Annotated in this window: 28 protein-coding genes and 1 tRNA gene; 15 read left to right on the top strand and 14 right to left on the bottom strand. The window is 33.9% G+C overall.

Annotation, left to right across the window (positions count from 1 at the left end):
- The first annotated feature begins 56 nt into the window (after positions 1–56).
- From AC3E9W_RS00600 to AC3E9W_RS00645, 10 genes are all read left to right on the top strand, one after another.
- Complete coding sequence (locus tag AC3E9W_RS00600) at positions 57–1091, top strand: DUF8457 domain-containing protein (protein WP_488766242.1); 1035 nt, start codon at positions 57–59, stop codon at positions 1089–1091.
- A 132-nt stretch (positions 1092–1223) separates the two neighbouring features.
- Complete coding sequence (gene rsmI / locus AC3E9W_RS00605; RefSeq protein ID WP_306153344.1) at positions 1224–1943, top strand: 16S rRNA (cytidine(1402)-2'-O)-methyltransferase; 720 nt, start codon at positions 1224–1226, stop codon at positions 1941–1943.
- A 13-nt stretch (positions 1944–1956) separates the two neighbouring features.
- Positions 1957–2412 (top strand): hypothetical protein, encoded by a 456-nt coding sequence (locus AC3E9W_RS00610; protein ID WP_488766245.1) that lies wholly within the window; start codon positions 1957–1959, stop codon positions 2410–2412.
- Positions 2413–2431: 19 nt separating this feature from the next.
- Positions 2432–2776: a HopJ type III effector protein gene (locus tag AC3E9W_RS00615; RefSeq protein WP_113676677.1), complete on the top strand. Its 345-nt coding sequence runs from the start codon at positions 2432–2434 to the stop codon at positions 2774–2776.
- Between the two features lie 314 nt (positions 2777–3090).
- On the top strand, positions 3091–4794 hold the full coding sequence (gene recJ, locus AC3E9W_RS00620; RefSeq protein WP_488766247.1) for a single-stranded-DNA-specific exonuclease RecJ: 1704 nt from the start codon (positions 3091–3093) through the stop codon (positions 4792–4794).
- The gene (locus tag AC3E9W_RS00625; RefSeq protein ID WP_488766249.1) at positions 4781–6064 is read left to right on the top strand and encodes an MFS transporter; all 1284 of its coding nucleotides are present in this window, start codon (positions 4781–4783) and stop codon (positions 6062–6064) included. Before recJ ends, AC3E9W_RS00625 begins: the two co-directional genes overlap by 14 nt.
- A gap of 58 nt (positions 6065–6122) precedes the next feature.
- A complete protein-coding gene (locus AC3E9W_RS00630) occupies positions 6123–7037 on the top strand; it encodes an alpha/beta fold hydrolase (RefSeq protein ID WP_488766251.1) in 915 nt (304 codons plus the stop codon).
- Between the two features lie 169 nt (positions 7038–7206).
- A complete protein-coding gene (locus AC3E9W_RS00635; RefSeq protein WP_306153352.1) occupies positions 7207–7557 on the top strand; it encodes a hypothetical protein in 351 nt (116 codons plus the stop codon).
- Positions 7558–7806: 249 nt separating this feature from the next.
- Entirely contained in the window at positions 7807–8163 is a 357-nt protein-coding gene (locus AC3E9W_RS00640) for a hypothetical protein (RefSeq protein WP_306153354.1), read from the top strand.
- 83 nt (positions 8164–8246) lie between these two features.
- Positions 8247–9455, top strand: a complete 1209-nt coding sequence (locus tag AC3E9W_RS00645; protein WP_488766254.1) for a cytochrome c3 family protein — start codon at positions 8247–8249, stop codon at positions 9453–9455.
- Position 9456: 1 nt separating this feature from the next.
- On the opposite strand, the gene AC3E9W_RS00650 is transcribed toward AC3E9W_RS00645, so the two are convergent.
- The 4 genes from AC3E9W_RS00650 to AC3E9W_RS00665 all read right to left on the bottom strand — a co-directional run bounded on the left by AC3E9W_RS00650 (position 9457) and on the right by AC3E9W_RS00665 (position 11991).
- Positions 9457–10200 (bottom strand): UDP-2,3-diacylglucosamine diphosphatase, encoded by a 744-nt coding sequence (locus AC3E9W_RS00650; protein WP_264553208.1) that lies wholly within the window; start codon positions 10198–10200, stop codon positions 9457–9459.
- Between the two features lie 97 nt (positions 10201–10297).
- Positions 10298–10750 carry a 6-pyruvoyl trahydropterin synthase family protein gene (locus AC3E9W_RS00655; RefSeq protein WP_488766255.1) on the bottom strand — a complete coding sequence of 151 codons (453 nt, stop codon included), beginning with the start codon at positions 10748–10750 and terminating at the stop codon, positions 10298–10300.
- A gap of 33 nt (positions 10751–10783) precedes the next feature.
- Positions 10784–10960 carry a hypothetical protein gene (locus AC3E9W_RS00660; RefSeq protein WP_488766257.1) on the bottom strand — a complete coding sequence of 59 codons (177 nt, stop codon included), beginning with the start codon at positions 10958–10960 and terminating at the stop codon, positions 10784–10786.
- A gap of 266 nt (positions 10961–11226) precedes the next feature.
- Positions 11227–11991 (bottom strand): enoyl-CoA hydratase/isomerase family protein, encoded by a 765-nt coding sequence (locus tag AC3E9W_RS00665; protein ID WP_488766259.1) that lies wholly within the window; start codon positions 11989–11991, stop codon positions 11227–11229.
- A 136-nt stretch (positions 11992–12127) separates the two neighbouring features.
- Between AC3E9W_RS00665 and AC3E9W_RS00670 the strand changes: the two genes are divergently transcribed.
- Positions 12128–12201, top strand: a tRNA-Ala gene (locus tag AC3E9W_RS00670).
- Positions 12202–12325: 124 nt separating this feature from the next.
- On the opposite strand, the gene AC3E9W_RS00675 is transcribed toward AC3E9W_RS00670, so the two are convergent.
- Entirely contained in the window at positions 12326–12502 is a 177-nt protein-coding gene (locus AC3E9W_RS00675) for a FeoB-associated Cys-rich membrane protein (RefSeq protein WP_488766261.1), read from the bottom strand.
- A 226-nt stretch (positions 12503–12728) separates the two neighbouring features.
- Here AC3E9W_RS00675 and AC3E9W_RS00680 point away from each other — a divergent pair, with 226 nt between their 5' ends.
- Positions 12729–13763, top strand: coding sequence for an oxidoreductase (locus AC3E9W_RS00680; protein WP_488766262.1), 1035 nt, complete (start codon positions 12729–12731; stop codon positions 13761–13763).
- Positions 13764–13933: 170 nt separating this feature from the next.
- Positions 13934–14494, top strand: a complete 561-nt coding sequence (locus tag AC3E9W_RS00685) for a hypothetical protein (RefSeq protein WP_488766264.1) — start codon at positions 13934–13936, stop codon at positions 14492–14494.
- A gap of 64 nt (positions 14495–14558) precedes the next feature.
- On the opposite strand, the gene AC3E9W_RS00690 is transcribed toward AC3E9W_RS00685, so the two are convergent.
- From AC3E9W_RS00690 to AC3E9W_RS00700, 3 genes are read right to left on the bottom strand one after another with little or no spacing between them, the layout of a single operon-like run.
- Complete coding sequence (locus AC3E9W_RS00690; protein ID WP_306153371.1) at positions 14559–15527, bottom strand: lipid A deacylase LpxR family protein; 969 nt, start codon at positions 15525–15527, stop codon at positions 14559–14561.
- Positions 15505–16293 (bottom strand): monofunctional biosynthetic peptidoglycan transglycosylase, encoded by a 789-nt coding sequence (gene mtgA / locus AC3E9W_RS00695; protein WP_306153373.1) that lies wholly within the window; start codon positions 16291–16293, stop codon positions 15505–15507. Before mtgA ends, AC3E9W_RS00690 begins: the two co-directional genes overlap by 23 nt.
- A gap of 1 nt (position 16294) precedes the next feature.
- Positions 16295–17410, bottom strand: coding sequence for an NAD(P)/FAD-dependent oxidoreductase (locus AC3E9W_RS00700; protein WP_488766266.1), 1116 nt, complete (start codon positions 17408–17410; stop codon positions 16295–16297).
- Between the two features lie 468 nt (positions 17411–17878).
- Here AC3E9W_RS00700 and AC3E9W_RS00705 point away from each other — a divergent pair, with 468 nt between their 5' ends.
- Both AC3E9W_RS00705 and AC3E9W_RS00710 read left to right on the top strand, forming a co-directional pair.
- A complete protein-coding gene (locus AC3E9W_RS00705; protein WP_488766268.1) occupies positions 17879–19780 on the top strand; it encodes a S9 family peptidase in 1902 nt (633 codons plus the stop codon).
- A gap of 175 nt (positions 19781–19955) precedes the next feature.
- The gene (locus tag AC3E9W_RS00710) at positions 19956–22394 is read left to right on the top strand and encodes a hybrid sensor histidine kinase/response regulator (RefSeq protein WP_456894759.1); all 2439 of its coding nucleotides are present in this window, start codon (positions 19956–19958) and stop codon (positions 22392–22394) included.
- A gap of 47 nt (positions 22395–22441) precedes the next feature.
- On the opposite strand, the gene AC3E9W_RS00715 is transcribed toward AC3E9W_RS00710, so the two are convergent.
- The 6 genes from AC3E9W_RS00715 to AC3E9W_RS00740 form a co-directional block, all read right to left on the bottom strand.
- Positions 22442–23797, bottom strand: a complete 1356-nt coding sequence (locus tag AC3E9W_RS00715) for a sigma-54-dependent transcriptional regulator (RefSeq protein ID WP_488766270.1) — start codon at positions 23795–23797, stop codon at positions 22442–22444.
- Positions 23798–23934: 137 nt separating this feature from the next.
- On the bottom strand, positions 23935–24231 hold the full coding sequence (locus AC3E9W_RS00720; RefSeq protein ID WP_488766272.1) for a PepSY-like domain-containing protein: 297 nt from the start codon (positions 24229–24231) through the stop codon (positions 23935–23937).
- 15 nt (positions 24232–24246) lie between these two features.
- A complete protein-coding gene (locus tag AC3E9W_RS00725) occupies positions 24247–24540 on the bottom strand; it encodes a PepSY-like domain-containing protein (protein ID WP_306153383.1) in 294 nt (97 codons plus the stop codon).
- 18 nt (positions 24541–24558) lie between these two features.
- The gene (locus AC3E9W_RS00730) at positions 24559–24849 is read right to left on the bottom strand and encodes a hypothetical protein (protein ID WP_306153385.1); all 291 of its coding nucleotides are present in this window, start codon (positions 24847–24849) and stop codon (positions 24559–24561) included.
- 28 nt (positions 24850–24877) lie between these two features.
- Positions 24878–25174, bottom strand: a complete 297-nt coding sequence (locus tag AC3E9W_RS00735) for a hypothetical protein (protein WP_306153388.1) — start codon at positions 25172–25174, stop codon at positions 24878–24880.
- A gap of 83 nt (positions 25175–25257) precedes the next feature.
- Positions 25258–25554: a hypothetical protein gene (locus tag AC3E9W_RS00740; protein WP_456894751.1), complete on the bottom strand. Its 297-nt coding sequence runs from the start codon at positions 25552–25554 to the stop codon at positions 25258–25260.
- Positions 25555–25591: the final 37 nt, after the last annotated feature.

Consider the following 25591-nt stretch of genomic DNA (forward strand, 5'->3'; position numbering starts at 1 on the left):
AGACATTCAGACATTAAATACACTAAAATACCTTATTCACTATAATTTCAACAGTTATGAAAAAAAAATTGGAAGCTGATTTAATTAGCATTGCACATCGAATTTTAAAATTAAAAAACAAATCCGATATCAATCAATTGTACCTTGAAACTCAGAAATTATACGAGAAATTAGCGGTATTAAAATTTGTAGAAGAGAATTTCGATGCTGCAAAACCAACAATTGGACAAAATGATATTACTTCTGAATTGGAAACTATTTTCGATAAACAAGAAGAAATAATTCCAGCTGTAATTGAAATAGAGACTCCAGCTGCAGAAAAAGTAATTGCGCTTGAAGAATCTTACGAGCCTGAGATTTCAGAAGAAAAACCTGTTGAAACTGTTGAACCAATTGCAGAAGTTGAAGCAGTTGAAGAACCAGTAATCGAAGAAACTGTTGATCCAATCGCTGCTGAAGTTGAAAAACCAGTTGTTGAAGAGATTGTTGAGCCAGTTGCTGAAAAAACAGAAGAAATTAAAAAACCGATTGATGATCTTTCATTCACAACTGTAAATGAACTGAAACCAATTCCAGATTTCAAGCCTGCTTTTGAATTGGAAACGGAACCAATCAAAGAAGAAGTTAAAGAGGATACTAAAATAGAGCCAAAGGCAGAAACTCCTTCGCAGCCAACTATTCAGTTTGAAGATTTTGGCATTAATTATGCCGATGCACAATTTGTAAAAGTGGATAGTTTTGAAGCTGTCCCTCCAACTCCAGCTCCTTCTATAAGTGATTTTAAAGAGCCTAAAAAAGAGGAAACTGCGATTTTAGAAACTCCTGCACAACAAAAACCTGTAACCTTAAATGAAAAACTGGCAAGAGGTTTTCATATTGATTTGAATGACAGAATTGCTTTTACTAAAAATCTTTTCGGAAACAGTACAGAAGATTACAGTCGTGTTTTAAACCAATTATTGACTTTTGATTCTTTTAGCGAGGCAAAAGATTTTATCGAAAACATGGTTAAACCAGATTACAACAACTGGGAAGGAAAAGACGACTATGCAGAGCGTTTTCTAGGAATTATTGAGAAGAAATTTTCTTGAAGAATAAAACACAAATTTACTTCGTCTATTCGTTTCACTCGAGTCACGAATTACCACGAAATTTTTTTTGTGCAATTTTAAAGTTTAGAATTTGTGCTAATTAGTGCAATTCGTGTTATAATATAAAAATTTATGTCCAAATTATATATCGTTCCAACGCCGATTGGCAATCTTGAAGACATGACTTTTAGAGCCATTCGGGTTTTGAAAGAAGTCGATTTGATTTTGGCGGAAGATACCCGCACAAGCGGAAAACTCTTGAAGCATTTTGAAATTGGCACGCACATGCACAGCCATCATATGCACAACGAACACAAAACAACAGAGAATTTAATTGCACGTTTGAAAGCTGGCGAAACTATCGCTTTAATTTCAGACGCCGGAACTCCTGCGATTTCAGATCCGGGATTTTTACTGACTCGTGCTTGTGTTGAAAATAATATTCCTGTCGAATGTCTTCCTGGAGCAACGGCTTTTGTTCCTGCTCTCGTAAACAGCGGACTCCCAAATGACCGCTTTATTTTTGAAGGTTTCCTTCCGGAGAAAAAAGGACGCCAAACTCGTTTTTTGGCTTTAGCTGAAGAAACTAGAACCATGATTCTGTATGTTTCTCCACATAAATTGGTTAAAACTCTAGCGGAGTTTGTTCAGTATTTCGGAGAAGATAGACAAGTTTGTGTTTCGCGTGAATTATCAAAACTCCACGAAGAAAACGTCCGCGGAACTGCAAAAGAAGTTTTAGCTCATTTTGAAAAAACTGCACCAAGAGGAGAAATCGTTGTGGTTGTTGCCGGAAAAACAATAGAAAAAGAAGCTAAGAAAAGTAAATATTCGAAAGACGAGGAAGAATAATATAGTATTGTGAATGACTAGAAAAAAGATACTTATTACAATAATAATTATTTCAAATTTATCATTTGTTTTAGCTTTATATAATGTCTTTTATTACAAAAAACAATCCTTTGATATTACAGAAAAAACAAAGTTAAATCCAAAAACAATAAGCAAAATCTCCAATGGCGACGGAAGTTGGAATTGGAATGGAAAAGAATATGATTTCTATAAAGAATATTATTTTTCCTTAACACAAAATGAAATTATTGATTTTTGTAAAATAGCAAATTCTTCAAATGCAAAATATATTGAAAATATAAGACCTGAACAATGGTTGGACATTTATATTTTAGAAGAAAATGGAAACAAAACAACCTTTACTTTAAAACAAAGTAATGATGATGAAATATATTTTGAAATTGATAACAAAACATTTGATGGAAGAAAAGTAGAAAATTTCATCAAAAACTATATAAAGAAGAATTAAGAACAAAAAGAATACATACATGAGCATTCAAGCCTTTTTAGAAAAAGTAAAACAAACACCAACACAAATAACATTTCCTGAAACAATTGCAGTAATCGAAGAAAATTACAACTTTACTCCAACTGCTTTTCAAAACGGAACACAACATAACGCAGCAGGCGAAAATTCTGGTTCTTGCAAATTGTTTTCTTTTGCGAAATTGCAGAATTTAAACAAAGAAGAAACATTAGCTTGCTTTGGAGCTTTTTATTTTGAAGAAGTGTTAGGCGATCCAAACGGAACCAATCACCAAAACATTAGAAATTTCATCAACTTAGGCTGGGACGGAATTCAGTTTGAAGGAAATGCACTTGAAGCAAAGTAATTTTAGATTTTAGAGTGTAGATTTTAGATTCTTAAATGCTACATCTTCAACTCTTAAAACTTTGACATAGTTGAAACCTAATATTCTGTCACTCCCGATAGCTATCGGGATAAAAGGATTTGAATGATTATTTAAAAAATGAACCGCAAATTTCACAAATTCCGCTAATTCAATTTGTGAAAATTTGTGAAATTTGCGGTTAAAAAGATCCTTTCGAATCCTTCTAATCTTTGGCTAAAAAAATACACATCCAGATTAAACGTTTTTAGATTTTCTCAATCTAAAATCTAAAATCTACAATCTACAATTAAAAAATGCGCTGGACCTTAAAACCAAAACCTTCTGAAGAAAAGATCAAACATTTGGCTCAGGCCTTAAATGTAGAAGATTTTGTAGCCACACTTTTGATTCAGCGAGGAATTGAAACTTTTGATGATGCGAAGAATTTCTTTCGTCCGTCTTTAGAGCATCTTCATGATCCATATCTGATGAAAGATATGGACAAAGCCGTTGCCCGAATCGAACAAGCCATTCAAAATGAAGAAAACATTCTCGTTTTTGGCGATTATGATGTTGACGGAACAACAGCGGTTTCTTTGGTTTCTTCGTATTTAAAATCACACTATCCAAATGTTGCGACTTACATTCCCGATCGTTATGCCGAAGGTTATGGCGTTTCGTATAAAGGAATCGATTATGCAGACGACAACGGAATTTCATTAATTATTGCGCTCGACTGCGGAATAAAATCAATTGATCATATCGCCTACGCGAAAGCCAGAAACATTGATTTTATCGTTTGCGATCACCACCGTCCAGGAGACATTCTTCCTGATGCGGTTGCCGTTTTAGATCCGAAAAGAGAAGATTGCTCTTATCCTTATGACGAATTGTGCGGTTGTGGCGTTGGATTTAAGTTGATTCAAGCTTTAGGTCAGAATCGAAATGAAACGATTGAAGATTTAGTTCCGTATCTGGATTTAGTTGCTACGGCAATTGCCGCCGATATTGTTCCGATTACGGGAGAAAATCGTGTTCTGGCTTATTTCGGATTGAAAGTCATTAACAGCGAGCCAAGACCAGGAATTAAAGCGTTAACGCATCAGGTAAAAAAGAAAACTTTAGATATTACTGATGTTGTTTTTATTATTTCGCCAAGAATTAATGCAGCAGGAAGAATCAAACACGGGAATCACGCTGTAGAACTTCTTACTGAATTCAATTTTGAGCAAGCACAGCAATTTGCTTCAGAAATTGAACAATACAACGCAGACCGAAAAGATTTAGATAAAAAAATCACCAAAGAAGCTTTTCAGCAGATTATAGAAAACAACGAAGAAGAACGTTTTTCTACCGTTGTTTTTCAAGAAGACTGGCACAAAGGTGTAATCGGAATTGTGGCTTCAAGATTAATCGAAACCTATTATCGCCCGACTTTGGTTTTTACTAAAAGTGGTGACAAATATGCCGCTTCTGCCCGATCTGTAAAAGGTTTTGATGTTTATAATGCACTCGATGCGTGCGCCGAACATTTGGAACAATTTGGAGGTCACATGTATGCTGCCGGAATGACTTTGAAAGCAGAAAATTATGAAGCCTTTAAAAATGCTTTTGAAAAATGCGTCTCAGAAACTATTCAGCCCGAAATGCTTACGCCAGAAATTGAGATTGATGCTGAAATTAATTTCTCAGACATTACTCCAAAATTAATTCGAATTTTAAAACAATTCGAACCTTTTGGTCCTCAAAACATGACACCAGTTTTTATGACCCAAGAAGTAAAAGATACAGGTTACGCCAAAACTTTGGGAGCAGAAGAAGAACATTTGAGACTTTTTGCCAAACAATATAATTCCGACGGAATTGCCGCTATTGGTTTCGGATTGGGAAAAAAATTAGATATAACTAAAAATCAGAATACATTTCAGCTAGCATACTGCATTGCTGAAAACGAGTGGAATGGAACAGTTTCTACTCAGCTTATGCTAAAAGACATTAGAACAAATGGAAGAAATTAAATCAACTAAGCGCGATCCGTATCAGGCGCTTCGATATAGAGAATTCAACGTTTTTTTATTACTGCGTTTTGCCATGGTTTTTGCCTGGTCAATGCAGTTTATTGTAATTGAGTGGGAAGTTTATAGTTTAACTAAAAATCCGCTTTCTTTAGGAATTATTGGTTTAATGGAAATTATTCCCGCGGTTTCAATGTCTTTGTTTGCAGGACATATTGTAGATCAACGAGAAAAGAAAAGCCTGTTGGTAAAATGTATTCTAGGATTTTCAGTAATCAGTTTTGGGCTTTTCTTATTGACTTGGCCAAAAGTAGTTGGAGGCTGGTCTACGCATCTTATTTTGTATTCCATTTACGCTTTAGTATTTTTTGGCGGAATCGTTCGTTCTTTTATGGGGCCAACTATTTTCTCTCTTTTATCACTAATCATTCCTAAAAAAGTATATCCAAATGCTGCAACTTGGAGCAGTTCGGTTTGGCAAATTGGAGCCGTTATGGGGCCAGCACTGGCTGGGTTTTCAATAAACTGGATTGGCGTTCACTGGTCTATGTGTTTAGTTTTTGGATTCTCAATTCTTTCATTAATTGCGTTATCTCAAATCAGCCAAAAACCAATTATAAATCCGAAAATGGGAGAATCTATGAAAGACAGTCTTATGGAAGGCATAACTTTCGTATTTAAAAATAAAATTGTTTTGGGAGCTCTCTCGCTTGACATGATCGCAGTACTTTTTGGAGGTGCAGTTGCCTTATTACCGGTTTTTGCACAAGATATTTTAAAAGTAGGTTCTGAAGGTTTCGGAATTTTAAGGGCTGCTCCTGCTGTCGGTGCTTTTATCACAATGTTGGTTTCGGCTTACGTTCCTTTGTATGAAAATGCAGGAAAAAAACTTTTAATTGCCATTTTTGTTTTCGGATTATCTATTATTTTATTTGGACTTTCTACTTATTTCTGGCTTTCGGTTTTCGCCTTATTTTTAAGCGGCTTGGCAGACGGAATTTCAGTAGTTATCCGTCAGACCATTTTACAGCTAAAAACTCCAGATCACATGCGCGGACGCGTTGGTGCTGTAAACTCCATTTTTGTTGGATCTTCAAACGAATTAGGTGCTTTTGAAAGTGGCGCAACAGCTAAATTGATGGGCGCTGTAACCTCAGTTGTTTTTGGAGGAAGTGTAACGCTTTTGACTGTTATTTTCACTGCATTAAAATCACCAACTTTTAGAAATTTAGATTTGAAAAGAGATATGGATGAGCATCAAAAGTTGGAATAACCTTTTTTTAACCATATAAGTCATGTAAGTTCATTTCATTAAACTTTGAAATCAATAAATGAGAATATTAGCAACCGTTTTATTTTTGACGTTTTCCTTTTTAGCTAAAGGACAAAACCTCTACATCAAAACATACGGGAACCCAAAAAATAAAGCTATAATTTTCATTCATGGCGGGCCAAGCGGTAATGCGACTTTATTTGAAGGAACTACAGCACAAAATCTAGCCGATCAGGGTTTTTATGTTATTGCTTATGACAGAAGAGGCGAAGGAAGATCTACAGATCCTGATGCAAAATTTACTTTTGAAGAAGCTTTTCAAGATTTAAATTGGATTTATAAAAAATATCATTTAAAGAAAGCGGTTATACTAGGTCATAGTTTTGGAGGTTTAGTAGCGACACTTTATACTAATAAGTATCCGCAAAATGTGAACGCTTTGGTTTTGGCTGGCGCTTTGTTTTCTCAACAGGAAACTTACAATCATATTTTAAATACGCTTAATAAAAAATACAGTACCAATTCTGAACAGCTTAAGAAAATTAGTGTTGTAGAAAATCTAAATAAAAATTCTGCCGAATATAGAAAAGGATGTTACGAACTTGCGGGAGAAAATGGCTTTTTTAAAATGCCAAACCCAACTGCAGAATCTAAAAAATTATACGCTGATTATGAAGCTGGAGAATTTTATAAAACCAATATTCGAAATAAAAATGCTCCGTTAGTTTTTTATCAAAATGAAAAACAAAACAACATCGACACTAGACCTCTTTTAAAGAAAATTAAAACTGCGGGAGTTCCTATTTATGGAATTTACGGGAAAGATGACGGCGTTTTTTCATCGGCACAAATCAATTCACTTAAGGCAATAACTGGAGAGAAAAATTTTGCCTTTCTAGATAATTGCTCGCATTATTTATTTGTTGATCAGCAAGCAGCATTTCTATCAAACATCAATAAATGGCTGAAATAGATTTTTAGACCATATAATTCATAAGTTCATTTTAAAAGTAAAACTCAAAAAACGAAAAGCTAAACAACTTATAGTCAATTATTAATAATGTTTTTTAGCTTTTTTTTATGCTTTTTTTAGTCCATATTAATACAAACTGTATGTACCTTTGTGGCCTAAAAAAATTGCCATGAAAGACATCGAGCAAATATATCGTAACGACTTTGGAATTTCATTTTATTGGAAAGAAGGCAACGAAATTATATCAGATAAAATTCAATTGCTTTTTAAACAAATGGGATTCTATTTTTCAATTGAAGAATTAAATGAATTTCACGATTTAATTGAAGACTGCGTAACCGATCATAATGATACACGTGGCGTAAAACGTGCCTTCGATAAATTTTTATTGAAAACACCTTACGTTGCATTAGATTTAGAAATATCACCGATTGAATTAGATTGTATAAAAGACTTAGTTGATGGTTCTTTATTTCGACTTCATCTTAATGAATATATCCACGGTGCAGGAATGAATTAAAATTTTATTCGGTTTTTTTTGAACCATATAAGTCATATAAGTTCATTTAAAAACTAAATCTAAAAAAATTAAAGGCTCCATATTTTGGAGTTTTTTTTATGTCTTTTTTTTAAGAGTAGCATCAAAAAAAACTTTAATATGAACTTATATGACTTATATGGTTCCAAAAATATTTTCAAATTTTTATGATTTTTTTATTTAGAATTAATATAAATAATATTTATATTTGTTGAATTAAAAGGATTTACGATGAGAGAAATTGAACAGATATATCATAATAACTTTGGAATAGCATTTTACTGGAAAGATCATAACACTACGATTTCAGATAAAGTGCAATTGGTTTTTAAAGAAACTGGTTTTTATTTTACCGTTCAGGAATTGAATCTTTTCTGCGATTTGATTGAAGACAGTATGATTGAAAACACTTGTTGTGAAGCCTGCGAAATGAAATATTCTTGCCATAAGTTTTTATTGAAAACGCCATGCAATTCGATAGATTTAGCTGTAAATATGACTGAACTAAAATCAATTAAAGATTTGGTTGAAGGTTCTTTGTTCAAAATTGAACTAGATGAATATGTTTACGGAGTCGGCATGAATTAAGAAGCATTCTAAATATTTTAACAGCATTTTTTCATTATTGAAATATATTTTGATTCAATTCAAAAAAAAGTATATTTACAGCAATGAAAAAAGCTGTATTTCTACTAACCTTCACCCTTCTGGCCATTCTCTTTGTCGGATGCAATAACAAATCAGAGGAATATATTGATCCGCGCGGAACTGATTATGCGGGTTCTGAAAGCTGCGTACAATGCCATAAAGTACAATCTGAAATGGCATTTAGAAGTTCGCATTTTAAAGCAACAGCTCCAGCTATTTTAGGAAATGTTTCTGGTGATTTTGATTCTAAAAATCATACTTTCATTTATGATAAAAACACCAAACTGGTCATGGAAAAACGTGGCGACAGTTTGTATCAGGTTTTGTATAAAAACGGTAAAGAAACAGCCAAATATAAGTTTGAAATCGTTTTTGGAACCAAACACGCACAGACTTCTGTTTACTGGAAAGACAATAATACGTATGAATTGCCAGTTTCTTTTTATCATTCGATAAATAATTGGGCAACAAGTCCGGGTTTTCCTGCCGATAAACCTTATTTTGACCGAATGGTGGTAAAAGACTGTTATTCTTGCCACAGTTCGAATATTAGTTCGAGAACCGTTAACCAAAGTTCTGCAGATAGAAATTTCATGTCTATGGATGTCGAAGATGTAATCAATAAAAAAACGATTGTTTATGGAATTGACTGCGAACGCTGCCACGGTCCAGCCAAAAAACATGTTGATTTTCATTTAAAAAACCCAAACGTAAAAGTTGCCAACAGCATTACCAGTTTAAAAACATTAAGCAGACAGCAAAAGCTAGATGCTTGCGCTTTATGTCACGCAGGAAACGACGGCATGAAATTAAAATCTCGTTTTGAATTTAAACCTGGAGATAATTTATCGGAATACTTTCGTGAAACTAAAAGCATCACCGATACAGCAAAATTTGATGTTCACGGTAATCAATATCGCTTAATGGCACAAAGTAAATGTTTTAACAGCCAAAAAATGGATTGTATTACGTGCCATAACCCGCATGAAAATGCTTCTAAAAATATGGCTTCCTACTCTAAAATCTGCATGAGCTGCCATCAGGGTTTAAAACACAAACAAACTACTTTAAAAACGATGCCTGAGAAATTATTGGCTAACAATTGTGTTGAATGCCACATGCCGAAGCAAGCCTCAAATGCTATTAATTTTCAGCTTTCAAACAGCAAGCAATTGTCAAATTATATTTTGAGAACGCACAAAATCGGAATTTATCCGAATGCAAAAAAGTAAATTATTTTTCGAATTTCTTTAATTCAAATTTTTCGCCGTCAAAAACACCGTAGGTAAAATAACCAATCCAATCGCCCAGATTTACATAATTAGAATCTTCGCCAACGGGAATAATCATTGGTAAATGGCGGTGTCCGAAGATGAAGTAATTGTAATGTTTGGTTTCCAATTTTCGTTTGGCATATAAAACTAGCCATTCGTTTTCTTCACCCAAAAACTTTACATCTTCATCGCCAGAAATCAGTTTGTTTTTAACCGATAAATATTGTGCTAAACTAACGCCAACATCTGGATGAAGCCAACGGAAAAGCCATTTTGAAAACGGATTTGTAAATACCTTTTTCATTCGTTTATACCCTTTATCGCCAGGCCCTTTTCCGTCGCCGTGACCAATTAAAAAGGTCTTTCCGTTAAAAGTAAATTCCTTATTATCGTGATAAACCGGAATATTTAATTCGGTTTCAAAATAATCATTCATCCAAAGATCATGATTTCCAACAAAAAAATATATCGGAATTCCGCTGTCGCGAATTTCAGCCAGTTTGCCTAAAATACGAACAAAACCTTTCGGAACAACCGTTTTATATTCGAACCAAAAATCAAATAAATCTCCCAAAAGAAAAATAGCTTCAGCATCTTCTTTAACCTCATCCAACCAGGCAACAAATTTCTTTTCGCGCGGTAAACTCAATTCGGGAGTCGGCGCACCAAAATGCTGATCTGAAGCGAAATATATTTTTTTCATCGAGGAATTTTAGATTTTTGAATTTAGATTTTTAGATCTTTTTGTCTCTCTTAGCGAAGTCGAAAAGTTTGGAATTTGGAATTTAAAAATTGGAATTTTACAGATTATCAGAAGCGTACCATTCTGCAAAAGAAGATTCTGTTTCTTGAAGTTTTAGAGAGAAAAGAGAAATTCCATCTGGCAATCTTGCTCCAATTCTTTCAGCAAAATCTACCACCATATTTTCGCTTGTTGGCTGATAATCTACTAAAATAACGTGATGTCCGCGATTTTTCAATTCATTTGCCAATTCGATATGCGGTGTCGTCTGATTGAAAACAGTTGCATGATCAAACTGATCGACGATTTCTTCTTTTACAATTTTCTTTAGATCAGAAAAATCAATTACCATTCCGTACTTTACATTCGATCGGTCTGTAATTGGCGAGCCAATAACCGTTACCGATAATTTATAACTGTGTCCGTGAACGTTCTTGCATTTTCCGTCGTAACCGTACAAAGCGTGGCCAGTTTCGAAGCTAAATTGTTTTGTAATTCTGATATTACTCATCGATTTTTAATTTTAAGCTTGCAAATTTACAAATTAATAACCGTTTTTGTCTCTTTTTTTAGCTCTGTTATACATCCAAAAGGCAATTCCGACCAAAATTAGGAACGGAATAAAAGTTCCAATCACCACGCCGATTTCATAACTGCTGTCTGGAGCGTTCTTTATTTTTTCGGCAACATCTACTTTTTGGAATAAGGAAATGAGTTTCATTTGAAATATTTTTATTTAATTATGATGTGAATCAATCTTTGTCAAAGTTTAAAACTTTGACAAAGATCCATAACCGAATAGAATTATAATATGATAATTATTAGCAAACAAAAACTAAAATTTTAAACACATAGAAACATAGTTTTTTCTTTTCTAAATAGAAGAAAAAAAATGACTTGCCATTAACACATTGCTATGTGTATTAATTTTGAGTGAAACGACTTTTTTACGTTTCAATAAACTATGTTTCTATGTGTTTAATTTTTTCATTTTTTAAACTGAAGCAACGCCGATTTTGTAAAATCAGATAAAACCAATTTACCTGTAATAGCGGCACGCTCAAAAAGAAGCGATTCCCAAATTTCTGTTCCTTCCCAAATAATCTTTTTCATTTCGTGCAAAGCTTCTGGATTGTACGAACTTAATTTTAACGCAAAACTTTCGACTTCTGCATCAAGATTTTCAGCTTCACATAGAACAGAAAACAATCCTTTTTCAAATGCCCAATCTGCCGATTTCCATTCGTGAGCCGCCAAGGTCATCGCGGTCATTGCGGTTTTCCCGATTTTTCTAGAAACAGCTGGCTCAATCACAAAAGGTCCGATTCCGATCGCTAATTCTGATAATTTAATATCGCTATGATGCGTCGCAAAAACATAATCGCAAGCCGAGATGATTCCGACCCCACCTCCAACGGCTTTTCCTTGCACGCGGCCGATTATGATTTTATTGCAATTTCGCATTGCATTAAGCAAATGGGCAAAACCAGAAAAGAATTCAATTCCTTGTTCTTCATTTTCAACCTTCAAAAGTTCGTCAAAAGAAGCTCCAGAGCAAAAAGTTTTATTTCCTTCGCTTTTTAAAATAATTACCGAAACATTTTCATTTCTACTCAAAGAATTTATTTCGGCAGTAAGACGATCCAGCAATTCACGCGGAAAAGAGTTACTTGCAGGATGTCCAAATTGTACAATTGCAATGGTATTTTGAAAAGAAGTTTCTAAACTTCCGTTTGTATTTTCTAAACTCATAAAAATAGGATTTAACGTAAAGTTACGCTTTTGAAAAATAATTCTGACTAAGCGATTTGAAATTTGTTTTTTGAAAATTAATTGACTTTATTTGTTAACGCTTTGGGGGATTAGCAAATCTGGTTAAAGTAAACACGGGGGATTAGCTCATTTGGCTAGAGTACTTGCCTGGCAGGCAAGGGGTGACCGGTTCGAATCCGGTATTCTCCACTAAAAACGAAAAACCCTTGTAAATGTATTTTTACAAGGGTTTTATTTTTTATATCTTCAACCTTAGACTCGACAGGTTTTTAAAAACCTGTCGAGTCTATCGCATTAAACATTAAACTAATAATTATTTCTCATTTGCCGAATCATCAGCCTCAACATCATCTTTCTTTGCTTTTTTAAAATCGTTATTCAGCAAATTTTCCAGTTTCTTTTTTTCTCGCAAATTTTTTCTGATGGTCAATACAACCAAAATGACAATCAAAATTGCTACAATGCCTATTATATTCCAATTAATGTCCATAAAATTAAGTTTTGATTAAAAATAAACTTTTTGACAGTAGTACACATTATCAAAAGGTTAAAAAGTCTTCTTAAGCTAATCCCTAAAACGGAAATCAGCCTTATTAGTTTCAAAATCAGTACTTTATTATAAAATATTTCCTTACATTTAATAATTATATTTTTACTTAATGCTATTTACTGTCAGAAACTTAAAGACATTTAAAAACTATAACTTAAAAATCATTATGAAAACAAATCAAATCATACTGCTGATTTCGTTTCTTTTTTTAGTCTCTTGTAATAAAAAGTACGAAGTTAAAAACGATGACGTCGCTCCTTCTGAAAATGCTCCTGCGGATACACTTGCGATTAAAGAAAAATCTCCAAAAAAAGAAAGCATTAATTTATTTACGCTCACTCCAAAACAAGGCGGTGACATTGCCTTTCTTTCACTTTCTGACCTTTACCCAGCTGCAACTAATGATACGCTTTCTTTACCGCAGATAGAAAAAATGGATAAAAAAACTGCCCTATATTTTACTTTCGACAAAAATTATAGAACGCGATTCTTATCCAAAATAGAAATTTCTGAAACCGATTCTTTGTTTGTTTACGATTATGCGAAAGACAAACTGGCTTCTTTTTTAATTAAAAACTTAAAAACCTCCGCAATGCTGAATGGTGATGCTTCGGCTAAAAACTGGCCTTACCAATCTACGGATTATAGAATTGGCTTCGAAGTCAATACTAAAAACTTAAAAGACTTTAGCCAAGATTATAAAAACGCTTTAGTGTATGTTGGCAAAGAAAATCCGTTTGTGGAGAAACAAATGATGCCTATTGTCTGGAAAAAAATCACTGCGAAAGAGTATCCAGACGAAAAATTAAAGAAAGAATACAAAAAAGTAATAACTAACGCACTTACAGGAAGTTCTTATTTTTTTGAAACCAAAACCTATCAGTATTTTTTACAAGAATATACGAACAGTAATAAAATAATTTATGCCAGACGTCTTATTGTCACCGATGTCAAAACCCAGCAAAACGAAACCAACGAAATTATCATAGATAAGCTTTTTTACCAAAAAGAAGGCATTTCTCTTTCTCCTTTAAATTATTCTGAAGGCAAGATTGTAAATCAATGGACGGGTAAACTTTTTAAAAACAAACCTGCCGTTGTTTTTGGTTTTGAAAATGCTTCTTTTGGTTGTCCAGTAATTTCAATTATCGACAAATCAAATGAAGAAATTTATCTGCAGTGCGACAATCGTCGAAAATAAGTTTTATTAGAAAAATAAGTGGCAGGAAGTTTCGTTTTCAAAAGACGATCCGTTCCGATATTCATTGTATCTTTTATGATCTCATTTTTTTACAAGACCATAAAAGGGTGTCGTTTCTATCGGCGCTATTCTAAATCTCTATAAAACACTATACGATAAAACATCAAATTATGTCTGAATTAAGCTCCTTATATTGTAAAGTTAAAATCTCAAAATCTCAATTAGAATTTTTTTTAAGCAATCCCGTTGAAACACCAGAACTAAATAGAAACTGGATCGAATGGTGGGACAGCCTTAAAATGTATTCAAAAATGGATTTGACTTCAGAATTGCTTCGTCCCTATAATGACGAAAACAATCGGGAAGTCATTAATAGCTGGCTCAAATACGATCAGGCAATGGCTTTTTCAGATTACGACGAAGTGACCGAAGAATGGCATTGGGGCATGCTATTTTTTAGTGAAAACTTCGTGGAAATGTTACCCATGTTTTCCTTTATAATCAGTATGGAAAAATATATAACTGAAAGCGCAGAAAATAGGGCAATTGTATTTCCTTTCTTTTGGGGAGATCAAGATGTTAGTGCTTATATCTATTTTGAAAATGGTAAAGCGATACTAAGTTCAACCGTACAAAATACCTCAGATGTAAATTCGAAAATAATGCAACAAACAACCGATTATCTTAATAAAAAATGGGATCAGTATTCCAAAGAAATGGATTTAGATTAAGCTTAAAAAAATTCATTTATAAAAGAAATCCTAAAAAAATAAAATAATTATTTAGAGCAGTATTTTACCTCAACAAAAATCCCATTCGAATAGACCCATAGAAATATCCTGAATTCGTATCAATTCCTGGATCCTTTAATTCTCTTCCTCTATAAAGGAAAGAATACGAAATATTGAAGTTATTGTATCGGTATTTTAAACCTGCTTCGGCATTGAAACGAAGCGGTTCTAAATCGAAAGTAATCGGACTTGTATCATTAAACATGCTTCCTTCTATAGTGGCATCATAAAACTGATAATTGACGCTTGGCGCCGCATAGAAGTAAAACTCTCGAATATTCGGTTGCGCTTCTGCACTTATCGACGCATCGTGTATATTAGAATCGTAAATCGGAATTAGTTTTTTAAATCCGAATCGCGCCATAAATCCTGTTGAGACTCCAGAAAAAATCGTTCCCAAATTTGCTTCCGACTGCCAATGAAAATCTACAAAATCATTATGTTTTGAAGGAAACATTTTTTTAGAATAAATAGCATGAGCCTGTACTCCTAAAGCATTATGAATCTGATTTTCCCAGCCGTATACTTTTTTGTAACCAATGATCTTATGAAATCCTTCTTGCAATTCTTCGCCAAACGCATTCGGACCAAGAAAACCAATTTGGAAATCGGTCTTTAAAACCGATTCGCTTTGGTAAAAAAAGTTTTTCCCAACTTCGGCAAAAATATAACCGGCAAAAGGACGATCGTTTACAGTAACCGCTTCCTTATTTAAAAACCTCGGATTATAAAGATATTGCCCAATTCTAAATTCGGTAATTTCTTTATTTATTTTCGGGTTATCGTTTTTAGATAAAAATCGAAAAAAAAGCTCCAAACCATTGGTGTAATACATATCGTATTTAGACGAAGTGTACAAATCATTATCTGTTATAAAACCTATTTCTTTAGTTTTTCCTTGTCCAAAAGTTAACGTTACAGTCAAAATCAGAAAAGCAAAAAGTGCTTTTTTACTTCTTTTCCTCTTTTCCATTGTAATTGATTTTTCCAACGTAACGCATCTCACGCACGATTCTCTCTTTTCTTCTATTAATATAACTTGATGAACCTGTCGCTTTAAATTTTCTTGGGTTTGGCAATATTGCAGCGATTCCTGCCGCCTGCATTGGCGTTAAACTCGACGCATCTCTTCTGTACCAATGTTCTGTTGCGGCATAAGCACCGTAAACCCCATCGCCCATTTCGATACTGTTTAGATAAACTTCCATGATGCGTTCTTTGCCCCAGATAATTTCAATTAAAATGGTAAAATAAGCTTCAAGGCCTTTACGGAAATAACTTTTTCCTTGCCATAGAAAAACATTTTTGGCCGTTTGCTGCGAAATGGTGCTTCCGCCTCGAATTCGTCGTCCGCGTTCGTTGCTTTTATATGCTTTTTGAAGTGCTTTGAAATCGAAACCATTGTGAGTTAAAAAAGTTCCATCTTCACTGGCTATAACCGCTTTTTGCAAATTCATTGAGATTTTTTCAATCGGTTCCCAATCGTGATCAAAATAAACTTCTTTTCCAGCCATTTTATTTTCGATGGCGCGAATGAGCATTAAAGGCGTAAATGGCACCGGAACATATTTGAAAAAAATCACCGATCCGATTGATATTCCAAAAAACCATAAAGCCGCTTTAATAAAAAACCATTTTACTTTTTCGCCAAAACTGCGATTCGTTTTTTTCTTTGCCGCCGGTTTGGGCTTATTTGTAGTTGTTGTTTTTTTGGGTGCTGGTTTCTTGGGTGCTGCCATGCTATTCTATTAAATCTGCTAATTCTGTTCCTATTAAACTTCCTATCGCCACTCCCATTCCACCTAAACGCACTCCGCAGAATACGTTTTCAGAAAGCTGGGTTACGACAGGATTCTTACTATTTCCGACTCCCATAATGCCGCTCCATCGATGCGCAATCTGAAAATCCTGATTTGGTAAAATTACATTTTTCAGTAATTCTTCCAATTTATTTTGAATAATTTTCGTCTGTCCAAATTCGGTTGTCGTTTCTCCTTCAAAATCAAGATTTCGACCTCCGCCTAATAAAATTCGGTCATTAATATTTCTAAAATAATAATAACCACGATCTAAATGAAACGTTCCTTTGATGTCTAAATTGTGAATTGGCTCTGTAATAAGCACTTGCGCTCTTGCTGGTTTGACAGCACCTTTTGTCAATTCGCCTGCAAAACCATTCGTAGCAAAAAGCAATTTTTGGGTTTTAAAGCTAAAATCGTTTACCACAACCTCAACATGATTTCCTGCATCGGCATACGATTTTACAGTCTGCTGATTTAAAATAAAAATATCTGCTACAATTGCTTGTTTCAGCAATTCCTGCATCATATTTCCGGTATCGATCTGTCCTTCAAACGGATTAAAAATTAAATATTCGTGGATATTACCGAAACCAAATCGGTCTACTTCTTTCGAAAAAACATCAGTCTTAAAAAGCGGTTTTAAAACTTCATTGACAAACGGAATTTTAGAAACGCATTCGTTAAATCCAGATTCGTCTTCTCTCAAAAATAATTCATATCCGCCGAAAGGCTTAAAATCAATTGCTTGATCTCCTAATCTTTTTCGAAGCATTTGCAAACCTTTCCAGCGCTTTTCGATTAAAGCCACAACATCTTCTTCTGAATGTGTTTTTAAATCATCCATAATTTCAGACAGACTTCCGAAACAAGCAAAACCAGCGTTTTTTGTACTGGCGCCTTGAGGCAACATGCCGCGTTCTAAAACCAGAATTTTAGCCGCTGGAAATCTTTCGCGTAAGCGTAATGCAGTATGCAGTCCGACAATTCCGCTTCCGACGATAGTATAATCTATGTTTGAAAACCAGTTTTTTAGTTCCCAGTAGCTTAGTTCCATGATTTTTTATTCTAAAAAATAAATTCCAAATCTTTTAAATTCCAAATTCCAATCTTGGGTTAAATTACAATTTTTTTAAATTCTAAACTTTAGATAAACTCCAAATTGCAAAACTTTACTTTTGAGTCTCTCTCTCATTTGTCTTGCTGAGCGGAGTCGAAGCATGCGTTCCAATTGGTGCGCCCTTCGACTCCGCTCAGGGTGACAAGAGAGAAAAAATCAAATTTTAAATTCCAAATTCCAAAACTTTACTTTTGAACCTGTCCTCCATTTGTCTTGCTGAGCGGAGTCGAAGCATGCGTTCCAATTGGTGCGCCCTTCGACTCCGCTCAGGGTGACAGTTGGAATTTGGAATTTAGAAAATTGGAATTTCACTCTATAAACTTTAACAATATTTGGGATTTGGAATTTAACTAATTGGGATTTAAATGTTGTATTTTAGGCACCACAAAAAATAGAATTTTTATTATGAAAAAAGTAGTAGTAACAACTTTAATAATGATGAGTTTAAACGCTATCGGACAGAATGTAATGTCGCCAGAATTGTTATGGAAATTAGGACGAGTAACTCCACTTGGACTTTCAAAAGATGAAAAAAATATTGTTTATAAGGTTTCAACGCCTTCTGTAGCCGATAACAAATCGACTTCTAAACTTTATATTATTCCGGTAAACGGAGGTAATGCCACTGAAATTAAGGACACCAAAGATGTTTTAAAAGACAAAAATATTTCGCCAGACGGAAAATTTGTTGTTTATAATGATGAAGTAAAAATCGAGAGCGTTTTAGGAAAAGATTTCTACCCAGAGCTTACTAAATCGGACGCTCAAATTTACAACGGATTAGATTATCGCCATTGGGATACTTGGAACGAAGGAAAATTTAATCACGTTTTTTATAAAGAAAACAAAGACGGAGCAAAAGGAGTTGATATTTTGAAAGGTGAAACTTTTGATTCTCCGCAAAAACCTTTTGGCGGTGACGAAGATTATATCTGGTCGCCAGACAGCAAAAGCATTTTTTACGTTTGCAAGAAAAAAGCAGGAACTGCTTATGCGATTTCGACAAATACAGATATTTATGAGTACAATTTAGAGACTCAAAAAACGACCAATAAAACGGAAGGCAATTTAGGTTACGACACAGCACCGCAATTTTCTCCAACAGGAAATCTTTCTTGGCTGCAAATGAAACGCGACGGTTACGAGTCTGATAAAAATGATATTATTGTTGAGTTTAAAGGAATTAAACAAAACTTAACTGCAAACTGGGACGGAACTGTGGACAATTTTATCTGGAGTAAAGACGGAAAAACAGTATTTTTTGTGGCGCCTGTTGATGGAACAAAACAGCTTTTCTCTGTTAATTTTCCTGGTTTAACGAGAATTGCGATCAACGTTCGCCAGTTAACAAACGGAGATTTTGACGTAAATGATTTAGTTGGTTTTGCTGGAGACGATATTATCGTGACAAGAACAGACATGAATCATGCAGCTGAGATTTATTCTTTTAACTTGAAGAAAAATACTTGGAAACAAATCTCAAACGTAAATACAGATACGTATAAAACTTTAGCGTTAAGCAAAACAGAAAAACGTTACGTTACAACAACCGACGGCAAAAAAATGCTGGTTTGGGTAATTTTACCTCCAAATTTTGATGCTTCAAAAAAATACCCAACTTTATTATTCTGTCAAGGAGGACCGCAAAGTCCGTTGACACAATCGTATTCTTTCCGTTGGAATTTTTCTTTAATGGCTGCTAAAGGTTATGTGGTTGTAGCGCCAAACCGTCGCGGAATGCCAGGTCATGGAGTTGAATGGAACGAGCAGATTAGTAAAGATTGGGGCGGACAAGTTATGGATGATTATCTTTCTGCAATTGATGATGTTGCTAAAGAATCGTATGTTGACAAAAGCCGTTTAGGTTGTGTTGGTGCAAGTTACGGTGGATATTCTGTATTTTATTTAGCTGGAATTCACAAAAACCGTTTCAAAACTTTTATTGCTCACGATGGTGTTTTCAATACCGTTTCGATGTTAGGAACAACAGAAGAAGTTTTCTTTAACAACTGGGATTTTGGCGGACCATATTGGGAAAAAGATAATGCTGTTGCACAAAAAGCGTATACTACTTTTAATCCGGCAACTTTAGTTCAGAATTGGAATAAACCGATTTTGATTTTCCAAGGAGGAAAAGATTTCCGTGTGCCAATCGGACAAGGGCAAGAAGCTTTCCAAGCGGCTCAGTTAAGAGGAATCAAAAGTAGATTTGTTTATTTCCCAGACGAAAATCACTGGGTTTTAAAACCTCAAAATGCACAGGTTTGGCAGGGCGAATTCTTCAAATGGTTAGATGAAACTTTATAATCCATAAAAAACAATATTAAAACAGCCGTAGATTTACATAATCTACGGCTGTTTTTCTTTGGAGACCTTACAATTATGTAACATAATGATTATTTTGCCACTTTCTAAAACAGATTTTTTTAGATAAATTGCAATGTTTTAATAATTCCGAAATTCCCAAATCTTTCAGCAAAATATGGAGACCAAAAAAAGTTACACCGCGATCAAGGTTTTGTTCAGCTACGTTGCATTATTGGCTTTGGTTGTCACCGTTGGATGGTTTCTTTATTCTGAAAATGTAGTTTACAACAAGCTGGAAGACAAAATTGCTTTAGAAAAAATAAAAATTCTTAGAGTCAGCAGATTGTATTCTAATGTTTATAAAACTGAAAGTTTAGCTCGACAAACCATTCAAAATAATTCTGAAAAAGATTTTAAAAATTATCTGATCGAAACCGATTCTCTTCGCAAACGCATCGATACTTTAAAGCAAGTTGTTACGACAGAATATCAAAAAACACTTTTGGATAGCGTTACTTATTTTTTGTCTGAAAAGACAGAAAACATCCAGCAATTAAGAGAAATTAAAAATAAAGCTGATGATGAAACTTCTGTAAATAATGCGATCGATGAAATCACAAAAATGGAATTTAACCTGAGAAAATTGGAGCTTCAGGATTTCACTAAAAACCCAAACCAGTTAGGAAGTTATCAGCGCGGCGTTTTACAGCGATATGTCGATTATTTAAATTCAAATATTCCAGACGATAGCACCAATACGCTGAGCAAAAAAGCCTCTGATTCTATTTTGGCCAATTCTAAAAAACTTTTAAGTTCTGTAAAATTAAAAGCCGAAAAGAAGAAAGAATCTCTAAATTTTGAAGAAAACAAATTGCTTCAAAACGAAATAGCGATTTCGGATCAGCTTAGAAAAATACTTCGAATTATTGAGCGAGAAATTATCATCAATTCGATCAAAAGCAATTCATTAAAAGAAAAATCATTAAAAAGAGTCAACGAAATTGTGACAGCTTCTGCGGTTATCGGTTTGTTGCTGACGGTCTTTTTTTCGATTCTAATTGTGAGCGATTATTCCAAATCTCAATTGTATAAAAAACAGCTGGAAATTGCCAATTTCAAAACAAAAAACCTGCTTAAGAGCCGTGAACAGTTAATTTCGACTGTAAGCCACGATTTAAAAACGCCTTTGAGTACAATTGTTGGCTATTCTGAACTTTTAGGAAATTCAGACATCAACACCAAGCAGTCTTATTTCGTTAAAAACATTAAAAACTCATCTGAATATATTTCACAGCTTGTTCAGGATTTATTGGATTTTTCGCAGATTGAAGCTGGAAAAATTTCGATAGAAAAAGTTCCGTTTTCATTACCAGAAATTATTGAAGATGTTGCACGAAATATACAAACGGTTTACAAACAGAAAGATATTGATCTTATTATCAATATAGACGAGCAGTTTCAAAAACGCATTGTTGGTGATCCGTTTCGTTTAAAACAAATCTTGACCAACATTATCGGAAATGCTTATAAGTTTACCGAAGAAGGCCATATTCGAATTGCCGCTTACGCGAATGAAGATCAGTTTTTTACCATTTCGATTCAAGATACCGGAATCGGAATTGAAAAAGCCAATCAGAAATTGGTTTTTGAAGAATTTGCCCAAGCGAATGAAAGCATTGAAAAGAAATACGGAGGAACAGGTTTAGGTTTATCGATCTGCCAAAAGATTATTTCTATTTTGGGCGGTAATTTAACCTTAGAAAGCATCTTCGGAAAAGGAAGTACTTTCCTTATTCGACTGCCTTTATTATTTGATAATAGCCAAAATATTCCTGCAAACGAAATTAAACCAAAGACTGCAAAAAACAGTAAAAAACAGACTTTTATTGTTGTAGACGACGATATTAATCTTCTGAATTTAACTAGTGGTGTTTTAAAGCAAGAACAACATCAGGTGTTTTCGTTTACTAATCCTGCCAAAGCTTTAGAAACAATTAAAACTACTCCTTTTGATTTTGTAATTACCGATATTCAAATGCCAGAAATAGACGGATTTTTATTTTTAGAAAAACTTCGAGAACTTCCCGAAACCATTTTCAAAAATCAGCCTGTAATTGCACTGACAGGTCGTACCGATCTTGATCTTGCTGTATATAAAAAGGCTGGTTTTACAACTGTTGTTAAAAAACCATATTCGCCAAAAATTTTACTAGAAACGATTCAGCATATTTTGGATCATGAAGAAGTGCCCATAACGGAATATACCGAGAATACAACACAAAATACTTCTCAAATATATTCTCTAGAAACCTTAAAGGATTTTCTTGGTCAGGACGAATCGGCTTTGAAAGAGGTTTTAAAGTCTTTTTTAGAAACCACTATAGAAAATTTAGGCTTTTTGAAAGTCGCAATTGAGGAACAAAATCATGACGAAATAAAATCTATCGCGCATCGTATTGCTCCAATGTTCAAACAAATTCAAGCCAATGAAATTGGAGATATTTTAAAAGATTTAGAAAAAGAAGATTTAAATACGATTGACATAAAGGCTACGTACGCCGATTTAAACGAAAAAATAAAAGTCCTTTTTGAGGAATTGAAACAAGAAATATAATCCTTAATGAAATTCATAAAAAAAGCAGTCTAAACAGACTGCTTTTTTTATTCAATATTATATTGTTTCAATTTATTGTAAAGTGTTTTTCTGGTAATTTTCAGCAATTTTGCTGCTTCAGATTTATTATTCTGCGTTTTAGACAACGCATGTATGATCGTTTCTTTTTCATTTTCAGATAAAGAGAAAACTTCATTTGCGGGTGATTGCTGTGTTTGAATCTGAAAAAATTCTGCTGGGAGAACATCGCTTTCAATAAAATCTCCTCGAGTTAAAAGCGTAGCACGTTTTACGCAGTTTTGCAATTCTCGCAAGTTTCCAGGCCAGTTGTAATTCTGAAAAATAGAAACCACTTCTGGCGAAAATCCGATGACTTCTTTATGCAATTGCTGATTGGCTTTTTCTAAGAAATAATCGGCAAAAACCATTAAATCTTCACCACGATCTTTTAAAGATGGTGATTGAATCGAAAACTCGTTGATTCTATGGTATAAATCTTCTCTAAAATCGCCGTTTTTTACTGCCTCGCGCAAATCTTCGTTTGTAGCTGTAATAATGCGTATATCGACATTTATTTCTTTATTGCTTCCAACAGGTTTAATTTTTCGTTCTTGAAGCGCTCTTAAAAGCTGAATTTGATTTTCGTAAGAAAGATTTCCAATTTCGTCCAAAAATAAAGTTCCGCCATTTGCAGCTTCAAAATATCCTTTTTTATCGTTGATAGCTCCTGTGAAAGATCCTTTTAAATGTCCGAAAAATTCGCTAGCAGCCAATTCTTTCGGAATCGCACCGCAATCGACTGCAATAAAATTACTGTCTTTTCTTCTGCTTTGCTGATGAATGCTTTTTGCAATGATTTCTTTTCCTGTTCCGCTTTCTCCAATTATTAAAACCGACATATCGGTCGGACTTACCAGCTGAATGTGATCTAAAAGTTTTTTGGATGCAACAGAAATTCCTTTAACAAATTCATTTTCTCCTGATGGAGACTGCTTTTTTGCAGTCTTTTTTTCTTTTACAGGAGTTTCTTCTTCTTCCACTTTTGGCGCTTGAAGCGCATTGGTAATAACAAGAAGAACCTCATCTGGATTAAATGGTTTTGAAATATAATCTGCAGCACCGTTTTTAATGGCTTTTACCGCAGTGTTTACATCAGAATAGCCCGTCATTAAAATAACAGGAATATGAGGATAAGAATTTTTAAATTCAGACATAAGTCCGATACCGTCAGAATCAGGCAAGCGAAGATCTGTCAAAATCAAATCGAAAGATTCGTTTTTAACCGCTTCACGTGCTTCTGCTGCAGAGAAAGCTATCGTTACGTCATACGCTTTTTTGATTAGAAATTTCTCTAATAATTTGCAAAACGCAATATCATCTTCTATCAGTAATATCTTCGGCATTTGGTTTGAGGGACTTTTTTGCTAAAATAATATTATTAAACTTGTTATTTCATAAATTTATGTAAAATATGTAAAAAAAAAGAGATTGCACGACGCAATCTCTTTTTCACCAAAAACATAAATCTAAATTCACCTAATTATATCTTCAACCAGTTACCATTGACATCTGAATAAACAGTAGCCTTCTGGTCTCCAACTGATATTTCGAGTTTATACTCTTTTTTTTCGTTTACAAATGCTTTCTCCAGTTTTGCTCCTGGATAAGCAGTCTGCAGAGCAGTTTTTACTGCTGCAGGCACAGCATCTGCCGTAACTTCAGTGTATTCTGACTGAACAGTTACAGTCGCTTTAGTGTTTTGAGAAACAGGCAATACATTGGCATGAATTGACATTGTTCCTAAAACTACCATAGCTGATAAGATTAGTTTTTTCATGATGCTGATTTTAAATTATTTTTTAATGATGTTCCCAGAAGCATCTGTGAAAATAGTATACTTCTTGTCTCCACTTGAAATTTCAAGCTTAAACTCGTTTTTATCATTTTTATAAGCTTTCTCAAGCTTAGTATTTGGAAAAGATTTTTCAACTGTAGACTTCACTGCTGCCGGAACAGCATCTAAAGCAACTTCAGTATATCCATCCTGAACAAGTACTGATTGAGAAATCGAAATCGCTGGAAGAACTGTAGCGTTCACTGAAAGACTTCCTAAAACAATCGCTGCTGATAAGATTAACTTTTTCATAATATTTAGTGGTTTAAATTATTTTTTAAGGATTTTACCAGAAGCATCTGTATAAACGATCGATTTTTCGCCTCGAACGGTTATCTCAATTTTGTACTCCTTTTTATCATTAACCCATGCTTTTTCAAGTACTACACCAGGATAAGCGTCATCTAAACCTTTTTTTACGGCTGCCGGAACTCCGTCCACTTCTTTATATCCATCCTGATCATTTACTGTATGCACTATTGGAGTAGTTGCAACAGGGGTCTCTGCGTACATCGACAAACTGCCTAAAACAATTGCTGCCGATAAGATTAACTTTTTCATAGTAATAGTTTTTAAGGGTTAGACTTAATTATTTTTTAATCCAAGTACCATCTGCGTTAGCAAAAAGATTTCCTGTTTTGTCACCAACAGTAACTTCTAGTTTATATTCTGACTTTTCATTTTTGAATGCTTTAGTCAAAACTGCATCTGGATATGCTTTTTTAAGAGCGTCAGTTACCGCTGTTGGAACTTCTACTACTTTAATTTCTGTATATTCGTCTTGAATAGAAATTGTTTTAACGATTGTATTTGAAATTGGCGAAGTTGAAGCAAATGATGTTAAACCTCCCAAAACGATTGCGGCTGATAGAAATAAATTTTTCATGATAGTTATATTTTAATGTAGTTAATTTGATTTTAGTATTCTTTATTTGAATTTTCATAATACGAATACTTTAGAATTTTGAATTATTTTTGAATCCAGGTTCCGTCTGCATTAGCAAAAAGATTTCCAACTTTGTCACCAACAGTAACATCAAGTTTGTACTCTGACTTTTCGTTTTTGTAAGCTTTAGTGATTACTGCAGTTGGATAAGCTTTTTTCAAAGATTCTGTAATTGCTGCTGGTAATTCTTCTAATTTAATTTCAGTGTATTCTTCTTCAATAGAAATCGTTTTTACGATTGTATTATTTACTTGTGTAGTTGAAGCGAATGAAGTTAAACCTCCTAAGACAATTGCGGCTGATAAAAATAAATTTTTCATAACGTATATATTTAAATTAATAGTTGTTTACGCTTTA

Source organism: Flavobacterium sp. 38, from assembly GCF_057799715.1.